The organism is Microbacterium esteraromaticum (genome assembly GCF_014084045.1).
GTDB lineage: Bacteria > Actinomycetota > Actinomycetes > Actinomycetales > Microbacteriaceae > Microbacterium > Microbacterium esteraromaticum_D.
Genome location: NZ_CP043732.1, coordinates 2,333,146 through 2,350,818, shown reverse-complemented (window position 1 = coordinate 2,350,818; position 17,673 = coordinate 2,333,146). Strand labels below are relative to the sequence as shown.

16 protein-coding genes are annotated in these 17,673 nt (G+C 68.1%); 9 read left to right on the top strand and 7 right to left on the bottom strand.

The window, feature by feature from the left end; translation table 11 throughout:
• Window positions 1–59 precede the first annotated feature (59 nt).
• The 3 genes from FVO59_RS11100 to FVO59_RS11090 all read left to right on the top strand — a co-directional run bounded on the left by FVO59_RS11100 (window position 60) and on the right by FVO59_RS11090 (window position 3,733).
• Window positions 60–1,478, top strand: coding sequence for an aminopeptidase P family protein (locus tag FVO59_RS11100; RefSeq protein WP_182252694.1), 1,419 nt, complete (start codon window positions 60–62; stop codon window positions 1,476–1,478).
• A 168-nt stretch (window positions 1,479–1,646) separates the two neighbouring features.
• Window positions 1,647–2,534 (top strand): phosphotransferase, encoded by an 888-nt coding sequence (locus FVO59_RS11095; RefSeq protein WP_182252693.1) that lies wholly within the window; start codon window positions 1,647–1,649, stop codon window positions 2,532–2,534.
• A gap of 116 nt (window positions 2,535–2,650) precedes the next feature.
• Complete coding sequence (locus FVO59_RS11090) at window positions 2,651–3,733, top strand: serine hydrolase domain-containing protein (protein ID WP_182252692.1); 1,083 nt, start codon at window positions 2,651–2,653, stop codon at window positions 3,731–3,733.
• A gap of 91 nt (window positions 3,734–3,824) precedes the next feature.
• On the opposite strand, the gene FVO59_RS11085 is transcribed toward FVO59_RS11090, so the two are convergent.
• From FVO59_RS11085 to FVO59_RS11060, 6 genes are read right to left on the bottom strand one after another with little or no spacing between them, the layout of a single operon-like run.
• Complete coding sequence (locus tag FVO59_RS11085) at window positions 3,825–4,055, bottom strand: hypothetical protein (protein WP_182252691.1); 231 nt, start codon at window positions 4,053–4,055, stop codon at window positions 3,825–3,827.
• Between the two features lie 13 nt (window positions 4,056–4,068).
• On the bottom strand, window positions 4,069–4,842 hold the full coding sequence (locus FVO59_RS11080; protein WP_259363175.1) for a type 1 glutamine amidotransferase: 774 nt from the start codon (window positions 4,840–4,842) through the stop codon (window positions 4,069–4,071).
• On the bottom strand, window positions 4,839–5,948 hold the full coding sequence (locus tag FVO59_RS11075) for a dipeptidase (RefSeq protein ID WP_182252690.1): 1,110 nt from the start codon (window positions 5,946–5,948) through the stop codon (window positions 4,839–4,841). The genes FVO59_RS11080 and FVO59_RS11075 overlap by 4 nt, the downstream gene beginning before the upstream one ends.
• Window positions 5,945–7,114 (bottom strand): o-succinylbenzoate synthase, encoded by a 1,170-nt coding sequence (menC, locus tag FVO59_RS11070; protein WP_182252689.1) that lies wholly within the window; start codon window positions 7,112–7,114, stop codon window positions 5,945–5,947. The genes FVO59_RS11075 and menC overlap by 4 nt, the downstream gene beginning before the upstream one ends.
• Window positions 7,111–7,791: a MurR/RpiR family transcriptional regulator gene (locus FVO59_RS11065; RefSeq protein WP_182252688.1), complete on the bottom strand. Its 681-nt coding sequence runs from the start codon at window positions 7,789–7,791 to the stop codon at window positions 7,111–7,113. Before FVO59_RS11065 ends, menC begins: the two co-directional genes overlap by 4 nt.
• Window positions 7,788–8,657: a GNAT family N-acetyltransferase gene (locus FVO59_RS11060; protein ID WP_182252687.1), complete on the bottom strand. Its 870-nt coding sequence runs from the start codon at window positions 8,655–8,657 to the stop codon at window positions 7,788–7,790. The genes FVO59_RS11065 and FVO59_RS11060 overlap by 4 nt, the downstream gene beginning before the upstream one ends.
• A 92-nt stretch (window positions 8,658–8,749) precedes the next feature.
• Here FVO59_RS11060 and FVO59_RS11055 point away from each other — a divergent pair, with 92 nt between their 5' ends.
• On the top strand, window positions 8,750–9,901 hold the full coding sequence (locus tag FVO59_RS11055; protein WP_182252686.1) for a M20/M25/M40 family metallo-hydrolase: 1,152 nt from the start codon (window positions 8,750–8,752) through the stop codon (window positions 9,899–9,901).
• Here the strand turns inward: FVO59_RS11055 and FVO59_RS11050 are convergent.
• Window positions 9,898–10,515, bottom strand: coding sequence for a M15 family metallopeptidase (locus FVO59_RS11050; RefSeq protein ID WP_182252685.1), 618 nt, complete (start codon window positions 10,513–10,515; stop codon window positions 9,898–9,900). The genes FVO59_RS11055 and FVO59_RS11050 overlap by 4 nt on opposite strands.
• Window positions 10,516–10,930: 415 nt before the next feature.
• Here FVO59_RS11050 and FVO59_RS11045 point away from each other — a divergent pair, with 415 nt between their 5' ends.
• The 5 genes from FVO59_RS11045 to FVO59_RS11025 are packed head-to-tail and all read left to right on the top strand — an operon-like array spanning window position 10,931 to window position 17,658.
• Window positions 10,931–12,709: an ABC transporter substrate-binding protein gene (locus FVO59_RS11045; protein WP_182252684.1), complete on the top strand. Its 1,779-nt coding sequence runs from the start codon at window positions 10,931–10,933 to the stop codon at window positions 12,707–12,709.
• Between the two features lie 11 nt (window positions 12,710–12,720).
• Window positions 12,721–13,785, top strand: coding sequence for an ABC transporter permease (locus FVO59_RS11040; RefSeq protein WP_259363174.1), 1,065 nt, complete (start codon window positions 12,721–12,723; stop codon window positions 13,783–13,785).
• Between the two features lie 11 nt (window positions 13,786–13,796).
• Window positions 13,797–14,711, top strand: coding sequence for an ABC transporter permease (locus FVO59_RS11035; RefSeq protein WP_182252683.1), 915 nt, complete (start codon window positions 13,797–13,799; stop codon window positions 14,709–14,711).
• A complete protein-coding gene (locus tag FVO59_RS11030; RefSeq protein WP_182252682.1) occupies window positions 14,711–16,390 on the top strand; it encodes an ATP-binding cassette domain-containing protein in 1,680 nt (559 codons plus the stop codon). The genes FVO59_RS11035 and FVO59_RS11030 overlap by 1 nt, the downstream gene beginning before the upstream one ends.
• The gene (locus FVO59_RS11025; RefSeq protein ID WP_182252681.1) at window positions 16,387–17,658 is read left to right on the top strand and encodes a D-alanyl-D-alanine carboxypeptidase/D-alanyl-D-alanine-endopeptidase; all 1,272 of its coding nucleotides are present in this window, start codon (window positions 16,387–16,389) and stop codon (window positions 17,656–17,658) included. The genes FVO59_RS11030 and FVO59_RS11025 overlap by 4 nt, the downstream gene beginning before the upstream one ends.
• The last annotated feature ends 15 nt before the right edge of the window (window positions 17,659–17,673 follow it).

Sequence of the window (17,673 nt, the reverse complement as noted above, 5' to 3'; positions counted from 1 at the left end):
GACAACCGGGACTCTCGGCCGGGCCTTCCGTGCGGGTCGTGCGGTGAGAGGATGGATGCATGACCAGCGCAGACAACGACGCCGCCGTCGAAACCCCCGCCGAGCCCGTCGCCGAAGAGAAGAACCCGCGCAAGCAGCCGTTCCCCCGCGGGTTCCTCGACACCATCTCCACCGGTTGGGCCGATCGCCCTGAGTCCATGCCGGCACCGCGTGCGCAGGCCCCCTTCGCCGCCGCACGCCGCGCGAAGGTGTCGGAGGCGTTCCGCGGCAGGCGTCTGGTGATCCCCGCCGGATCGTTCAAGCAGCGCAGCAACGACACGGACTATCCGTTCCGCGCACACTCGGCGTTCGTGCACCTGACCGGCTGGGCGAACGAGTCCGAGCCCGACTCGCTGCTCGTCTTCGAGCCGACCGATGACGGGCACGAGATCACGCTGTACTTCCGCGAGCGTGCCGACCGCAACACGAGCGAGTTCTACTCGGATGCCACGATCGGAGAGTTCTGGATCGGACCGCGTCCCTCGCTCGCCGGGGTCGCCGCCGACCTCGACGTCGCCACCGCGCACGTCGACACCTTCGTCGCGGGAGACGACGACCTCGTCGTCGACGCCGACGAGGAGCTCACCCGCTTCGTGTCCGAGCTGCGCCTCGTGAAGGACGAGTTCGAGATCGCCGAGATGCGGCACGCGGTCGCCGTCACGGCATCCGGATTCGACGACATCATCCGCGACTTCGACCGCGCCGTCGCCCACCCGCGCGGCGAGCGCATCGTCGAGGGTGTCTTCCACCAGCGCGCGCGCAGCGATGGGCACTGGGAGGGCTACGACACCATCGCCGCCTCGGGCCATCACGCGTGCTACCTGCACTGGACCCGCAACGACGGTGCCGTGGTGCCCGGCGACCTGATCCTCATCGACGCGGGCGTCGAGGTCGACAGCCAGTACACCGCAGACATCACGCGCACCCTGCCGGTGAACGGCACCTTCACAGAGGTGCAGCGCCGCGTCTACGAGGTCGTGCTCGAGGCCGCTGATGCCGCGTTCGCGGCGGCGAAGCCCGGCGTGAGGTTCCGGAGCGTGCACGAGGCCGCGATGGAGGTCATCGCGAAGCGCACCGCCGAGTGGGGCCTGCTGCCGGTGACGGCCGAAGAGGCCCTGGACGCGGACAAGGGCGGCCAGCACCGCCGCTACATGGTGCACGGCACCTCGCACCACCTCGGCATCGACGTGCACGACTGCGCCCAGGCTCGTCGCGAGATGTACTACGACGGCGTGCTCGAAGAGGGCATGGTCTTCACGATCGAGCCGGGACTGTACTTCCAGATCGACGACCTCACGGTTCCGGAAGAGCTGCGCGGCATCGGCGTGCGCATCGAGGACGACATCCTGATGACCGCGGACGGCGCGGTCAACCTGTCGGCCGACATCCCGCGCACCGCCGAGGACGTCGAGGCCTGGATAGCCCGGCTGAAGGGCTGATCATCCCGGTGCTGGTGGTCGACAGAGCCCTCCCGGTCGTCGAGCGAGCCCTCCCGGTCGTCGAGCGAGCGAAGCGAGTCGAAACGCACCGAGCCGAAACGCACCGAGCCGAAACGCACCGAATCGACACGCAGCGCCTCGGATGGCACAGGTTCCATGACACCGCGGATGCATGACGGCCAGCTGGCTGTCGACGAGGAACTCGCGGGCGCGCTGATCGCCCGCGAGTTCCCGCGTCTGCGAGATCTGCCGGTAGCGGCACTGGCCGGTGCGGGCACGGTGAATGCGATCTTCCGGGTGGGCGCGCACCTGACGGCGCGGTTCCCGTTGGCTTCCGTCTCCGTCGCTGATCTGGAGACGGAGGCCGGATCGCTTTCGGCTTTCGCGGTGGCGAGCCCCTTCCCCGCTCCCGAGCCCGTCGGGGTGGGCGCGGGCGATGAGCGGTATCCGTCGGCATGGTCGCTGCAGACGTGGCTTCCAGGGGAGGTGGCCGATCCCTTCTGCGTCGCGTCGGCGACGAGGTTCGCGGCCGAGCTCGGCGAACTGATCCTGGCGATGCGCGCTGTCCCCACAGGCGCGCGGGTCTTCGACGGGCGGGGCCGCGGAGGGGTGCTCAGCGACCACGATGAGTGGATGACGCACTGCCTCGCGCGGAGCGTCGGTCTGCTGGATGTCGACCGGGTCGCGATCGTGTGGGATGCACTGCGCGCGGTGCCGACGGCGGGCGAGCACGTCATGAGCCACCGTGATCTCACACCCGCGAACCTGCTCGTGACGGGCGACGGGCTGGCCGGGGTCCTCGACGGCGGATCGTTCGGTCCCGCGGATCGTTCGCTGGATCTCGTGTGCGCCTGGCATCTGCTGGATCAGGGATCGCGTCGGACGCTGCGAAATGCGATCGGCGCGTCGGATGACGAATGGCGCCGCGGCGCCGCGTGGGCGCTGCAGCAGGCGATGGGGCTTGCCTGGTACTACGAGGAGTCGAATCCGGCCATGGCCGAACTGGGGCGCAGCACCGTGTCGAGGGTACTGAACGACGAAGACGCCATCGGGTGACCATGATCGGACGCATGGTCTTCGAGCGAGGTCGACGTGGGGCTCTTCGCCGGTCGAGTGATCACTTCAGATAAGCGGTTGAGGCGCACAGTCGCCTAGACTCCACGAGTGTGGCGATGACGGAGTCTGCTGACCGATCGGAACGGGCACTCGACGAACTGCTCGAGCAGGCGATCGCGCCCGGGGCCGGTTCGGCCGCGGTGCTGCTCGCGAGTGTCGGTGGCAGAGTCGTCGCGCAGAGAGCTCTCGGCACCACCAGGATGTGGGATGCTCCGGGGGTCGCCACTGCGACAGCAGCATTCCCCGTCACCACCGAGACCAAGTTCGACCTGGCCTCGGTGACGAAGGCGTTCGTCGCCACCGCGCTGCTCACCGAGCTCGATGTGCGCGGCCTCACTCCCTCAGTGCCCCTCTCGGACTATCTGCCGGAGTTCAGAGAGGGGTCTCTGCGGGACCTCACGCTCGAGCACCTGCTGACCCACAGTGCCGGTTTTCAGGCCTCGTGGGATGATCACGAGCCAGACCCCGGCGCCGAGCGCTTTCGCCGCACCGCCCGTCCCATCGACAGGCCGGGAGCCGTGCACCGGTACGCCTGTCTCAGCTTCATCTGGGCCGGTCTCCTCGCGACCGAGCTCAGTGGCAAGCCGCACGACGCGCTCGTCACCGAGCACGTGCTGCGCCCGTTGGGCCTGCAGCACACCGGATACCGCCCGGATCCCGGAGAATGGCCCCGCATCGCGGCGACCGAGTACGACCCGGGGCGCGGGATGGTGCAAGGCGAGGTACACGACGAAACGGCCTTCGCGCTCGGAGGCGTGAGTGGCAACGCGGGAATCTTCGGCACCGCCCCGGATCTGCTTCGCTTCGCGGAAGCACTGCGCACCGGCGAGGGCCTGCGGCCCCGGGTGCACGCCTGGCTCACCGAGCCGGCACCGGGCGTCCCATCCGCCGAGTCCGGCTATCGGCCGAGCTACGGGCTGCGCATCGGCGAGAAGTGGTGCGCAGCGGCTCCTGGCCCCACCGCCAGCCACACGGGGTTCACAGGCACCGGCTTCTTCACGGTGCCGAACGGCGAGTGGTCGTTCGTGCTGCTGACCAACCGAGTGCATCCGAGCCGCGACCACGGCTCGCAGCCCGAACTTCGCACGCCCATCGTGGCCGCGACCGTGCAGCTCGCCGAACGATTGGCGTCCTCATGAACAGCCCGGGCGCCGACGAGACCCAGGGCGTGTCTGCCGAGGTTCGTGTCGCGGTTCCCGGCGCTTTGCGCCCAGACGCGAGCGGACTCACTCAGGCCTGAGTCGCCTCGCCCGACCTCAGCTTTGACGTGACAGCGGCGAAAGCGCCCGCCCACCCGCTCGCGAATGCCGCGAACGTCGCGCTGGCCGCGGCCATCTGAGCACCAGATGCATCGGCGGCGGCGAACCCGAACCAGACGGTCGCCGCGCCCACGCCGACGATCGCGACGACGTTGACAAGCCGTACCGTCAGCTTCAGCCGCTGAACGCTGTGAACGCTCATTCACGTCCTCGAGTCAAGCCCCGGGCCGCATGGCCGGGCGCGCGGCGGATGCGTGGTCGCGAACCTCGTGGGCGAAGGCGAGAATCAGCCGACGACTCGCGGCGGTGTTCTGCTCGTGCAGCGATTCTGCCGTGGCGAGCAGCTGCGCGAGCTCGCGCCCCTCGCCGCGCAGAGCCGCATCGTCCCAGTTCGCGAGGTCCGCCGCACTGGCCTCAGGGTGGAACTGCACGCCGCGCACATGCGTGCCGATCACGAATGCCTGATTCTCCACCTCGTCGCTCGACGCGAGCAGCTCGGCTTCCGGGGGCAGGCGGGTGATCATGTCCTCGTGATTCTCGATCATCGGTGCACCGTCGACGCAGGCCGAGAGCAGCGCATCCTGTCGTCCGCGGTCGTTCGCGCGGATGACCGTCGCTCCGCGCTCGGTCGGTCCGTACTTCGCACGTACCTCGCCCCCTGCGACATGGGCGATCAGCTGCGCCCCCAGGCAGATCCCCAGTGTCGGCAGGTCGCGATCGATCGCCTCGGCTGCCAGCCGGCGCTCCGCGGGCAGCCAGGGCGCCCGCTCGTCGTCGTCGGGCATGAGCCCTCCGCCCAGCAGGACCAGGCCGTCGAAGCCCTCGAGCGTCTCGGGCAGCCCGCCAGCGCCGAGGATCGGCTCGACCTCGATGCGGGCCTCGACGAGCCAGTCGGCGAGCCGTCGGGGCCCGGAATTCGGCGAGTTGACCACCACGAGCACGCGGGGCGTGCGCTCCTGCTCCACAGCCTCGTGCTGTTCCGCGCTCACGTCGTCTCCCGCGTCTCTGTATCCACGGCGGGCGCGATCGCCGTGGCGCTCGGCGCACCGGCCTCCCCGGCGAGGAATGCCAGGTGATCGGCGTCAGACGCCTCCAGCACTCTCAGCACGTTGTCGCATGCCAGCCCCCGAAGCTCCGCGTCGCTCCATCCCCGACCGGCCAGCTCGGCGAACAGCGCCGGGTAGCCGGACACATCGGCGAGCCCGATCGGCATCGCGTCGGTCCCGTCATAGTCGGCGCCAAGACCGACAGCGTGCACGCCGGCGACTCGCCGCACATGCTCGACGTGGTCCGCCACCCGGCCGACTCCCACGTGGGGGGCTTCGCCGACCTCGCCCTCCCGCACCCATCTCCGGCGATCCTCGTCGAGGAACGACGGCACGAACGCGACCATCACGACCCCGCCGGCCGCCCCGATGCGGGCGAGCACGTCGTCGGGAACATTTCGGTCGTGGCGGCAGAGCTCCTTGGCGCAGGAATGGCTCACGATCACCGGGCGCGACGTCGTGTCGAGCGCGTCGCGCATGGTCGCCGGCGACACATGCGCCAGGTCCACCAGTACGCCGATGCGATTCATCTCGCGCACGACCTCCCGACCGAAGCCGGTGAGCCCGTCGTGCGCGGCCTCGTCCGTCGCAGAATCCGCCCAGTCGGTCGTACGCGACCACGTCAGAGTCAGATACCTCGCGCCCAGCCGCGCATACTGCCGGAGCACCGCGAGCGAGCCGGCGAGCTGAGCACCGCCCTCCACCCCGATCAACGAGGCGATCTTGCCCTCGGCGATGGCCGCCCTCGTCTCTTCCGCGGTGCGGGCGAAGCGCAACCGATCCGGGTAGGCGTCGATCAGACGGTGCACGAAGTCGATCTGCTCGAGTGTGGCGACCACCTGATCCGCACCCTCAAGCACCGGGTCGACCCAGACCGACCAGAACTGGCCGCCGACACCACCGGCGTCGAGTCTCGGCAGATCGGTGTGCAGCTCCGGAGCACCGGTGTCGAGACCGGCCGTCGCATATCCTCGCGTCACCCGGCAGGCCCACGCCAGGTCGTTGTGGCCGTCGATCACCGGGTAGCTCGACGTCTCCGCCCCACTCACGCGACGCCTCCCGCGGCCACGGGCACGCGGGTCGCGGCACCCGCCTGGTCGGCGAGCGCCGAGTCGAAGGTCTGCAGCGCCTCGCGTTCGATCCAGTCGACATCGACACGGTGCCCGAGTCCCGGCGACGTCGATACGGCAACCGTCCCGTCGATCGCTCGCACCGGCGGGTCGATGATGTCGCGGGCGTAGTACTTGTCGGATCCCGAGACGTCGGAGGGCAGCGAGAAGTTCGGCAGCGACGAGAGCGCCACGTTCGTCGCGCGGCCGATCCCGAACTCGTGCATCCCACCGCACCAGACGGGCACGCCGGACTGTTCGGCGAGATCGTGCGCCTGCCTCGCCCGCGTGAGGCCACCCATCCTCGACACCTTGATGTTCAGGATTCGACCGGCGCGCATGCGCAGCATCGTCTCGAGATCCTCGATCGACACGATGGACTCGTCGAGGCAGATCGGCGTCTGCAGGTGCTCCTGCAGCTCCGCGTGGGCGATGAAGTCACGCGCGCCGAACGGCTGCTCGATCATCGTGAGCTCGAACCCATCGAGGGAGCGGAACAGTGCCGTCGACTCCTCGCCACGCAGGTACGCGGCGTTCGCGTCGACGTGCAGATCGATCTTCGGGAACGCCGCTCGTGTCGCGCGGACCGGCTCCAGGTCCCACCCCGGCGCGATCTTCAGCTTCACCCGACCGTAGCCCGCTTCCAGCTGCCGCTCGACCTGTGCGAGCAGCGCGTCGATCGACGGCTCGATACCGAGCGAGACGCCCGAGCGCACCTCGCTGCGTGTGCCTCCGAGCGCCGACGCGAGCGAGATGCCCTGCGTCCGGGAGAAGAGGTCCCATGCCGCCCCGGCGAACCCCGCCTTCGCGAACTCGTACCCGCGCACTTTCGCCCAGCTCGCCTCGAGATCCGCAGGATGCTCCCACTCATGCGCGAGCACGCGATGCACGAGATGGCGCACCGCCATGTTCCAGGACGTGTCGACGGTCTCGGAGCAGAAGAAGGGATCGCTCGGCGAGGCGATCTCGCCCCATCCGACGGTGCCGTCACGGTCGGTGAGCTCGACGACCACGTGCTCGATTCCGTCCTTGCTGTGCGAGCTGGTCTCAAAGCGGTGCAGAAGCGGCAGCCTCACGAAGAAGAGCCGCACGCGTTCGATCCTCATGAGCGTGCCTCCTGATCGCGGTCCGGTCCGTAGAAGGCCAGCTCGGCGGCATAGTGATCCCGCATCGAGAGGCGTCGGCGTGCGCCCTTCGAGCTCGCCGTGGTGAGGGTGCTCAGCAGGTGGCACACGGCGGCGACCGCGGTGGACGAGTCGGCGTACGAGGCCGAGGCGGTGTGCACGCGGATCAGCACGGTCGCACGGCCCGCGAGGGGTGCGTCCTCACTGTCGGTGATCACGACGAGCTGCCCTCCTGCCTCATGGAACAGACGCCCCAGCCTGATGGTCTCCTCGCGATAGCGACGCATGGAGAAGGCGATCAGCACGTCGCTCGCGCGAACGTCGGTGAGCACGGTCAGCGGCGAGAGCGCCCGTCCGTCGGCGAGAAAGACGTTGGAGAGGGTCGCAGAGAGATCGGCGTTGAGCAGCTGCGCATATGCCGCCGCTTTGCCCTCGCCTGCGATGTACCGTCGGCGCGCGCCGAGAATGAGCGCCGCCGCCCGCGGCACGTCGCCGGTCGCGGCCAGCTCCTCGAGCGTCTGCGTCAGCGATCGCACCTCGTTCTCGATGACGCGCGCCTGAATCCCCTCGGCGGAGAGATTGGGGCGGAAGCGCTCACCGAATCGGTCGCGCGGAGACGGAAGCGAGCGATCGTGCTCGTCGTTCGAATCGGTGTTCATGCGTGTTCCTCCGAGTGGGCTGCGTCGTCCGGCGCCGCGGTGGAGATCACGCGCGGCACCGCGAGATAGGCGACGGTCGAGGGATCGATCCGGCGGCAGTCGACCAGCACTCTGCCGTCGGCGAGCACCGCCTGCAGGGCATCGGCGAGCTCGCCTCGCAGCGTGTCGATCGATGCGGCGAGCTCGGCACCGGTCGGCAGGGGCACCCAGACGGCACCGTCGGCCTGTTCGACCGGCTCGGCCCAGCGCACACCGGCGAATCGGGGGGCGACCGCGCGGCGCTGCTCGCGATACGGGTCCACCGGCTCCGCCAGCTCCCATTCGACGACGATTCGATCGGTGCAGGGTCGATCGTAGTAGTCGGTCAGATAGGTGATGCCGATCGCGCCGAGCGTCGAGAAGTTGAAGTGCCCGTTCCTCGTGAGAATCGGGTCGAACGCCCATCGCATCCTGCGGTGCCCCCATCGCAGCGCGACCCTGCGCTGAAGCTGCTTGAGTTCCCGGCCGACGCCGCGCCCCTGATACGCGGGGTCGACCACCGCCGACTGCGAGTAGTGGAAATCGGATCCGCTCGCGTCGCGGCCCGCGAACCCGTAGGCGAAGCCGATGAGCTCGTCACCCGGTTCGAAGACCCCGACCACCGAGCCGCCGTAGTCGCGCAGCGAGCTGAGCAGGTTCGGGTTGAGGGTGAAGCCCGGTTCGTCGTAGCCGAAGACCCGTGAGTAGAGCGCGTTCGCAGCCTGGAAGTCTCTGAAATGCTCGAGCTCTCGCCCCACGAGAGTGGCGGGTGCCGCTGCTGCCGAGCCGGAATCGGACGGCCCGGGACGGGGCGCGAAAGCCGCCCCGATCGGCGAGGTATCGATCATGATATGTTTCCTATGTATGCGGTACGCAACGTTGTTGCATCGATATTATGGGGCGATTGCCACACTCTCAAGCCTGATATACGTTTCGTAACATGAGCTTCACTGCGGCAACTCACTCTGCATCGTCCGATGGGGGCGACCGGGAGGCGATCGCGCTGCTGCGCGAACTCGTGGCGATCGAGACGCCGAGCTTCGACGCGGCGGCGAGCACCAGGATCGCGGAACTGCTCGAGGCCCGGTTCAGGGAGGTCGGCGCATCCGTGGTGCTGCACCGGACGGAAGCCGGTACAGATCTCGTCGCCGACGTTCCTGGTCACGGAGCGCCGCTGCTGCTCGTCGGGCACACCGACACCGTCTGGCCCGTGGGCACGATCGAGACGAGCGTGCCCTGGATCGAGGAGGGCGACCGGATCCGCGGCCCTGGTGTCTTCGACATGAAGAGCGGGATCGTCGTGATGCTGCATGCACTGGCCGCACTGCGCGCACGGCCGCACCGTGCGGTGCGGGTCGTCCTTGTGAGCGACGAGGAGGTCGGCTCTCCGCTCTCCCAGCCGCTGCTTCGCGAGGTCTGCGAGGGCGTGGCTGCGGCGATCGGCTTCGAGTCGCCCCACCCGGACGGTGCGCTGAAGGTGGGACGGAGGGGCAGCTCTCGGGTGCGGATCGCGGTGGAGGGGCGTTCGGCGCATGCCGGGCTGGATCCCGAACTCGGGGTGTCTGCGATCGACGAGCTCGTCGATCAGCTGCTGCTGCTGCGCGACCTGACCGCGACCGGCCCCTCGGAGTCTCCCGTGCTCTGCAATGTCGGCACGCTGGAAGGCGGGGGCCGCACCAACGTCGTACCGGACCGAGCCGCGGCGGAGGTCGGCCTCCGCTTCGCCGACGCCGATGCCGAGGATCGAGTGCTCGCGGGACTTCGGGGGCTCGCCCCGCGCCGCGCCGGCGCGAAGATCGCCGTCGACCTGCTCAGCCATCGCCCGACCTGGAGAGCCGGCCGGCGTGACCACGAGCTGCTCGCATCGGTCGCCCGGCTGGCGGCCGGCATCGGCCAGGCACTCGGCGGACGACCGGCGAACGGTGCTGGCGACACGAACCTGCTCGGTTCGCTCGGGATCCCGACACTCGACGGCTTCGGACCGCGAGGCGCCGGTGCGCACGCGACGAGTGAGCACATACTCACACCGTCGCTCTTCAAACGGATCGAGCTGCTGACGACGGTGCTCTCGGAGCACGCGCCCGGCCCCTAGCCCGCCGCGTAGTCGGGAGCGGGTTCGGCGCCCACGTACTCCTCGTAGTTGATGATGCCCGACTCGCGCATGTCCAGCGAGATCTCGGTGCCGACATACCGGAAGTGCCAGGGCTCGTAGATGTATCCGACAACCGGCTGCTCCCCCTGCTCATAGCGGAGGATGAAGCCGAATTCCGCGCAATGCCTGCGCAGCCACAACCCGGCCGCGGTGTCGCCGAAGGCGCTCGTGAACGCGTGCCCGGCCCCGTCGTCCAGGTCGACGGCGAGTCCCGTCTGGTGCTCGGAGTGGCCGGGTCTCGCCGAGTAGGTCTCCGCCGCCGCGACGCCGTCGCTCGCTGAGTACCCCTCGAAGAGGGACTGCTGCAGCTCCCGACTGCGATAGCCGCTGACGAGCCGAAAAGGCACCCCGGCTTCCGCCGCTGCAGCCGCCATGACCTGCAGTGCGGCGGCCGCGGCGGCTCGGATCGGATGGCCGCTCGGGTTCTCGAGTCCGGCGGGCATGACGAGATCCTCCGGCACCCAGCCGATCGGGTCGAGCGGCCGAAGCTTGTTCACGAGCACCGAGAGCGAACGCGGATCTCGGAGTTGCTGTTCGGAGGGGCGTATCACCATGAACCTCGGCTCCTTTGCCTGTGATTTGAAACGTAAGTCTGCGTTTCGCACGAAGTCTAGTCGTGCAGCCCCGCCCGCGAAACCCCCGGCCGCGGGCGCCACGTGAGATCACGGCCTCAGCAAATCAGGCAGAATACTGAGATAAATGCCGCCGCCGAACTATACAAACCTCGGCAGGTCCCCCTACTATCAGGAGAGATTCACCCAGAGGATACGATTTGTATCTTTTGAGCCAGCACGGTCATGACGGAGTGACGATGCAGTACACACGAGCGACATCGACAGCACAGCGCGGTCCCCTCTGTCGTCTCGTCCGCTCGCTTCGATCTCCTGAGCACCCGATTCCGGCGCCGAAAGCCGTGCGCCTCCCCTCGCTTCCGCGTAGTGCAAGTGCCCGAATTGAAGGAGATCCGGCATGAAACTGATCAAACCACTTATCGGCCTGGGTGCGGCTTTCGCATTCACGGTCGGTTCCCTGTCCGCGGCCGGTGCCGCGCAAGAGGCCGAACCGAGCGTGATCCGACTCGCCACCAACATGGACCAGGTCGACACACTCAACCCTTTCACCGCCGTCTTCAATGAGGCGATCGTCGTGCTCGACTACGAGTACGAGCCGCTCGCCGGCATCGGTCCGAGCGGTGATTACGAGGGAATCCTTGCCGACGAGTTCGACGTCGAGGGCACAACCTGGACCTACCACATCCGCGACGCCGCGAAATGGTCGGACGGCGAGCCGGTCGTCGCCGATGACGTCGTGTGGACCTACGAAGCCATCATGAACGACAAGGCACTGCAGGTCGCCAACGGCGAGTCGGTCGGCAACATCAAGCAGGTCACGGCTGAAGACGAGAAGACCGTCGTCTTCGAGACGAACTCGCCGACTCCGCTGCACCCGGGCATCCTCCCGATCGTGCCGAAGCACATCTGGGAGGACATCGAGAACCCCGCCGAGTACCAGAACACCGAAGACGTCGTGGGCAGCGGCCCCTTCATCATCGATGATTTCAATCAGGGCACCTCGATCACCCTGAAGGCGAACGAGCACTACTGGAAGGGCAAGCCCGGAGTGGACGGGCTCGACCTGATCGGCTTCAAGAACACAGACGCGTCGGTGCTCGCGCTGCGCAACGGCGAGATCGACATGCTCGGCGGCCTGAGCTCCGCGCAGTTCGAGTCCCTCAAGTCGGTGTCGGGACTCACGACCTACCAGGTGACCTCGAAGCACTTCTGGGATCTGCAGATCAACCCCGGCTGGACCACCGTGAGCGGCGAGCCGTTCGGCACGCAGCATAAGGTGCTCGAGGATCAGGCGTTCCGCCAGGCTGTCGCGCAAGCGATCGACAGCGAGACCCTGGTCGATCGTGTGCTCAACGGACTCGGCAGCACCGGTCCGACGATCATTCCTCCGGGGGCTCCGGGTGGCTTCTTCACCAAGCTCGAAGGCAAGGCGCGTCCCCAGGGAACCGATGAGGCCATCAAGTCGCTCGAGGCCGCCGGCTACACGACCGATGCGCAGGGCAACCGCCTCGACAAGGACGGCAACCCGATCACCCTCCGGCTGATGTTCAACGGAACGAACACGCAGAACAACGCGACCGCCGAGTTCATCGTTTCGTGGATGAAGGACCTGGGTATCACGATCGAGTCCAACAGCAGCAACTGGGACGTGATGTCGCCGCTCATCACCAAGGGCGACTACGACATGTACATCAACGGCTGGGGCGTCGGCCAGGATCCTGACTACCAGCTCTCGATCAACGTCTGCAGCACGCTTCCCGACACGCCCGGAGCAGACAACGCCTCGCAGGCCGGCGTGTGCGATCCCGAGTACGACAAGCTGTTCCAGGCTCAGCACACCGAGCTGGACCGTGACACCCGTGCCGGGCTGATCGAGGATTCGCTGCAGCGCATCTACGACTGGGGCACGACGAACATCCTCTACTACGACGATTCGCTCGGTGCCTACAATTCCGACCGACTCGACAACCTGGTCGAGGTCATGGGCAGCCCGTACAACCGGTTCTCCGTCGCGCAGGCGACGATCAAGGGTGCTGACAGCGGGTCGGGCGACGTGGGCGCCGCGGATTCGCCGTGGCTGATCTGGACCATCGCCGGTGTCGTCGCGGTGCTCATCATCATCGCACTCATCGTGATGGCCTCGCGCCGCAAGAAGACCGCGGACGACCGGCAGTAGAGGAAGCAGCCATGGAACGCGAGAATCCGAGCAACGCCGCGGTGGGTGTCATGGTGCCCACAGCCGAACAGCTCGGGGCCGATGAGGCCGCAGATGTTCGACACAGCGGGAGCACGTGGAGGTATCTCCTCGTCAAAGCCGGTGGTTCCGCCGTCAGCCTGCTCATGGTGGTGGTGCTCGGATTCTTCGCGTTCCGTGTGCTTCCGGGCGACCCGGTCGCGCTGCTGACCAGGGGTCGCGCGATCACGGTCGACCAGATCAACCAGCTCCACGAGAAGTTCGGACTCGACCGACCGATCCTCGTGCAGTTCTGGGACTACCTCGTCGGCCTCTTCACCGGCGACCTGGGCACCTCGCTGGTCTACCAGCGCCCGGTGACCGAGCTCATGGGCAACTTCATCGGCCCGACGGTTCTGCTCATGTCGGTCTCGATGGTGCTCACGGTGAGTCTCGGCATCTGGGTCGGGCAGAAGGCCGCATGGAGACGGGGCAAGTGGTTCGACAAGTCGGCCACCTGGCTCTCCCTCTTCTTCTGGTCGATGCCGACCTTCTGGTTCGGCCTGCTTCTGCTGCTCGCATTCTCGGGCACCGGGATCTTCCCGAGCAGCGGAATGGTCACGGTCGGCACGAACTACACAGGCTTCGCCTACGTGCTCGACGTGGCTCGCCACCTCGTGCTCCCGGTGATCGCGCTCTCGATCGCGTCGTACGCCCAGTACGTGCTGATCATGCGCTCGTCGCTGCTCGAGGAGCTCGGGCAGGACTATCTGGTCACGGCGCGGGCGAAGGGCCTCCCCGAGGATCAGGTGCGTCGCCGCCACGCGCTCCCGAACGCGTTGCTGCCGACCGTCACGATGATCTTCCTGCAGCTCGCCGGCCTCATCGCCGGCGCCGTCACCGTCGAGACCGTGTTCTCGTGGCCGGGCCTCGGGTACCTGACCTATCGAGCGATCCAGGGGCCCGATTTCCCGGTGCTCCAGGGCACGTTCGTGGTCTTCTCGTCGATCGTCATCATCATGAACTTCTTCGCCGACATCCTCTATCGGGTCATCGACCCGAGGGTGCGCGCAGCGTGAAAGGGGCAGACGTGTCAGTGGATACCGCCGTCGTCGCAACCTCCAGCGCACGTCAGCTCGCCAGGAGGCGTCGTCTCGACGCCGCCCGCGCGAACTGGCGGGCATTCGCCAAGCAGCCCGGCGGCGTCGTCGGCTTGATCGTGATGATCGTCGTGGTGCTGCTCGCCATCTTCGCCTCGACGCTCTTCGACGCTTCGACACTTGATCCGACGAAGGCGACAGGCGCACCGTTCCAGCCGCCGTCGGCGGAGTTCCCGTTCGGCACCGACTATCTCGGCCGATCCCTGTTGCCTCTCATGGTCTGGGGAGCCCGCACCTCGCTCACCGTCGGCGCGGCCGCCACGCTCATGTCGACCGTGATCGGCACGCTGATGGGCCTGCTCGCCGGCACCATGCGCGGATGGCGAGCGGCGATCGTCATGCGCGTCATCGACTTCTTCCTCATCATTCCCGGCCTCGTGCTCGCGATCGTGCTCGGCGCGATCCTCGGGCCGAGCAGCTTCACGATCATCGTGGCGATCGGCGTGACCTCCTGGGCAGGCACAGCTCGCATGATCCGCGCGCAGACCCTCTCGCTCGAGTCGCGAGGGTACGTCGAACGGGCTCGCGCGCTGGGAGCATCGCAGAGCCACATCACCTGGCGGCACATCCTGCCGGGCGTGATGCCGCTCGTCCTCGCGAACACCTCGCTTGCGGTCGGCATCGCCATCATCTCGGAGGCGACCCTCGCCTTCCTCGGAATCAGCGGCGGCGGCATCTCCTGGGGCACCATCCTGCAGCAGGCGCTGGGCAGCGGGGCCGCGGTCGCCGGCTTCTGGTGGCTCATCGTGATCCCGGGCCTCGCCATCCTGTTCGTAGTTCTCGCTTTCACCCTGGTGAGCCGCGCGCTCGAAACCGTAGTGAACCCGACGCTGGGAGACCGCTGATGCACGCACTGCAATTCGACGACGTCTCGATCTCGTACCGCACCCGCGACGAGGCGGGAGCGCCGATCGACTTCGAAGCCGTCAAGCACGTGAGCTTGACGCTCCCCCGACGTGGCACCCTCGGCATCGCCGGCGAATCCGGCTCGGGCAAGTCCACGCTCATCATGTCGGCGCTCCGCCTGCTCCCCGACAGCGCCACCGTCACCGGCGATATCCTGCTCGGCGATCAGAAGGTCAACGAGCTGAGCTGGGGCAAGGTGCGGGCCGTGCGCTGGAAGGAGGCATCGATCGTCTTCCAGGGCGCGATGCACTCGCTGAACCCGGTGCAGCGGGTCGGCCGCCAGATCGCCGAGGCGATGCGCATCCACGATCCGAAAGGCGGCAGGCCCGGCCGCGATGCGTATCGCACCGAGGTCGAGGCCCTGCTCGAACAGGTCGACCTGCCCTCGCACTCGATCGACGCCTACCCGCACGAGCTCTCCGGGGGGCAGAAGCAGCGCATCATGATCGCGATGGCGCTCGCCTGCGACCCGGAGGTGATCATCGCCGATGAGCCGACCACCGCGCTCGACGTCATCGTGCAGGAGCGCGTGCTGAATCTGCTGACTCGTCTTGTCGAGGAGCGCGGCCTCTCGCTGCTCATGATCACGCACGACCTTTCGGTGCTCGCGAAGACCTGCGACGAGATCGCCGTCATGTACCACGGCGAGATCGTCGAGAGCGGCCCGTCGCGCGAGATTCTCACCAACCCGAAGCACCCGCACACCCGGGCGCTCACCGACGCGGTGCCGGTGATCGGAGACGCGAAGAGCCGGCTCAACCCGACCAGCCGCAAGCAGAGCGAGCCGGGTGAGACGGCGGCGATCCGCGTGGTGCCCACGAACGTCGGCGAGGAGATCCTCAGCGCAGACGGACTCGAGGTGCAGTTCCACACGCGAATCGGCGATGTGCGCGCCGTCGATGGCGTCGACCTCAGCTGCAAGACGGGCGAGATCACGGTGCTCGTCGGGCAGTCGGGCTCAGGCAAGACCACCCTCGTGCGCACGGTGCTCGGGCTGCAGGCCCCTACCGGCGGCAGCGTGCGCTACCGCGGCGAGCCGCTCGGTCGCAAGACCCGGGAGCTGCGGGCGTACCGAGGCGCGGTGCAGTTCGTGCTGCAGGATCCGATGTCGGCCCTGAACCCGAAGCACACCGTCTACGAGATCATCGCCGAGGGCATTCGCGTGCAGCGCCTCGAGGGCGACGAGCGAGAGCGGGTGCGCCAGGCCCTGATCGCTGCCGAACTCACCCCGCCGGAGCGATTCCTCTCGAAGCTGCCGAGCGAGCTCTCGGGCGGTCAGCGGCAGCGCGTCGTCATCGCCGGTGCGCTCGCGCTCGAGCCGGAGTACCTGATCGCCGACGAGCCGGTCGCCTCGCTCGACGCCTCAGTGCGCGGAGAGATCCTCGCGCTGCTGCTGCGCCTCAAGGGAGATCTCGCCCTCGGCTGCCTGGTCATCACGCACGACCTCGGCGTGGCATGGAACATCGCCGACCGGGTCCTGGTGATGCACCGCGGCCGGATCGTCGAGAGCGGAGCGGCCGAAGAGGTGCTGCTCCGACCGCAGCACGACTACACCAGGCAGCTTCTCGACGCCGTGCCCACCATTGGTGACCCGATAGCGAAAGGGGCCAGCGCATGAGCTCAGAGACGATGACCGAGGATCGCAGGGCCGACGACACGACGGGCACCGGAGCGCTCGACGACCTGCGCAGGCAGGCCATGGATCCGCGCCTCGGAGCGGCCCGCATCCTGGTGGTCGAGGCGGAGAGCGGTCGGCCCCTGCTGGAGCGGGCCGCGGATCTGCCCGCGGAGACCGCGAGCGTCATGAAGACGATCACCTGCGCCGCCGCACTGCACGTGCTCGGACCAGACCATCGGATCGCCACACGGGTCGTGCGCGGAGCCGTGCCGGGCGAGGTCGTGCTCGTCGGGGGCGGCGATGTCACGCTCAGTCGCGTTCCCGGCGACGGCGCCACCTACTACACCGATCCCCCGCGCCTCGACGAGCTCGCCCGCCGCACTCTCGAAGCGCTCGGCGGCACTCCGCCTGTGCGCATCGTCCTCGACGACTCGCTGTTCGCGGGTGGCGAGTGGCGGGATGATCAGTGGGAACAAGAGGATCGCGACCCGAACGGCGACGTTCCGCTGATCTCATCGCTGCAGACCGACGGCGACCGCGACGATCCCGCATCCGACGAGGGCGCCCGGGGCGCCGATCCCACCGGCAGGGCCGGCGAGGCCTTCGCGGCGTTTCTCGGCGGATCCCCCGAGCTCGCGCGGGGCACCGCTCCTGTCGGAGCCGAGGTGCTCGCCTCTGTCGAATCGCGGCCTGTCGAGGCGCTGGTGCGCGAGTGCCTGAAGACCTCGGACAACGCGCTCGCCGAGGCGCTCGCGAAGCTCTCGGCGATCGCCCTCGGCTCGGGCCCGGGCTTCGATGAGGTCGGCGAGAAGTTGCGAGGTGTGCTCGCCGAGTACGGCGTGCCGATCGACGGCGTCGAACTGCTCGACGGCTCGGGCATGAGCGCGGGGATCCGCGTGCCGGCGCGCACCGTGGTCGATCTGCTGCGGCGGGCACGATTGCGCGAGGGAGCGCTCGGGCTGCTCGACGACCGGCTGACCCGCACCGGCCCGAACGGCACGATGTACGTGAAACGGTTCGTCGGCGAGAACACGATCATCGGCGACGCGCTGCGCGCGAAGACCGGCTATATCGGTTCGGTGCATTCGCTCGCGGGAGTCGTGCGCACCGTCGGCGGCGCAGAGCTCGTCTTCGGTGTCTTCGCGATGGGCGATCGGATGCCGCCCGAAGACCCTGCCCGCACTGCGGTCGACGACTTCACGGTGCGCTTGCACCTGCTGGGAGACGCGCTGCTCGATCTCGACGAGTCGGTGCGGCTCGACCCGTAGGCCGCCGCGAAACGA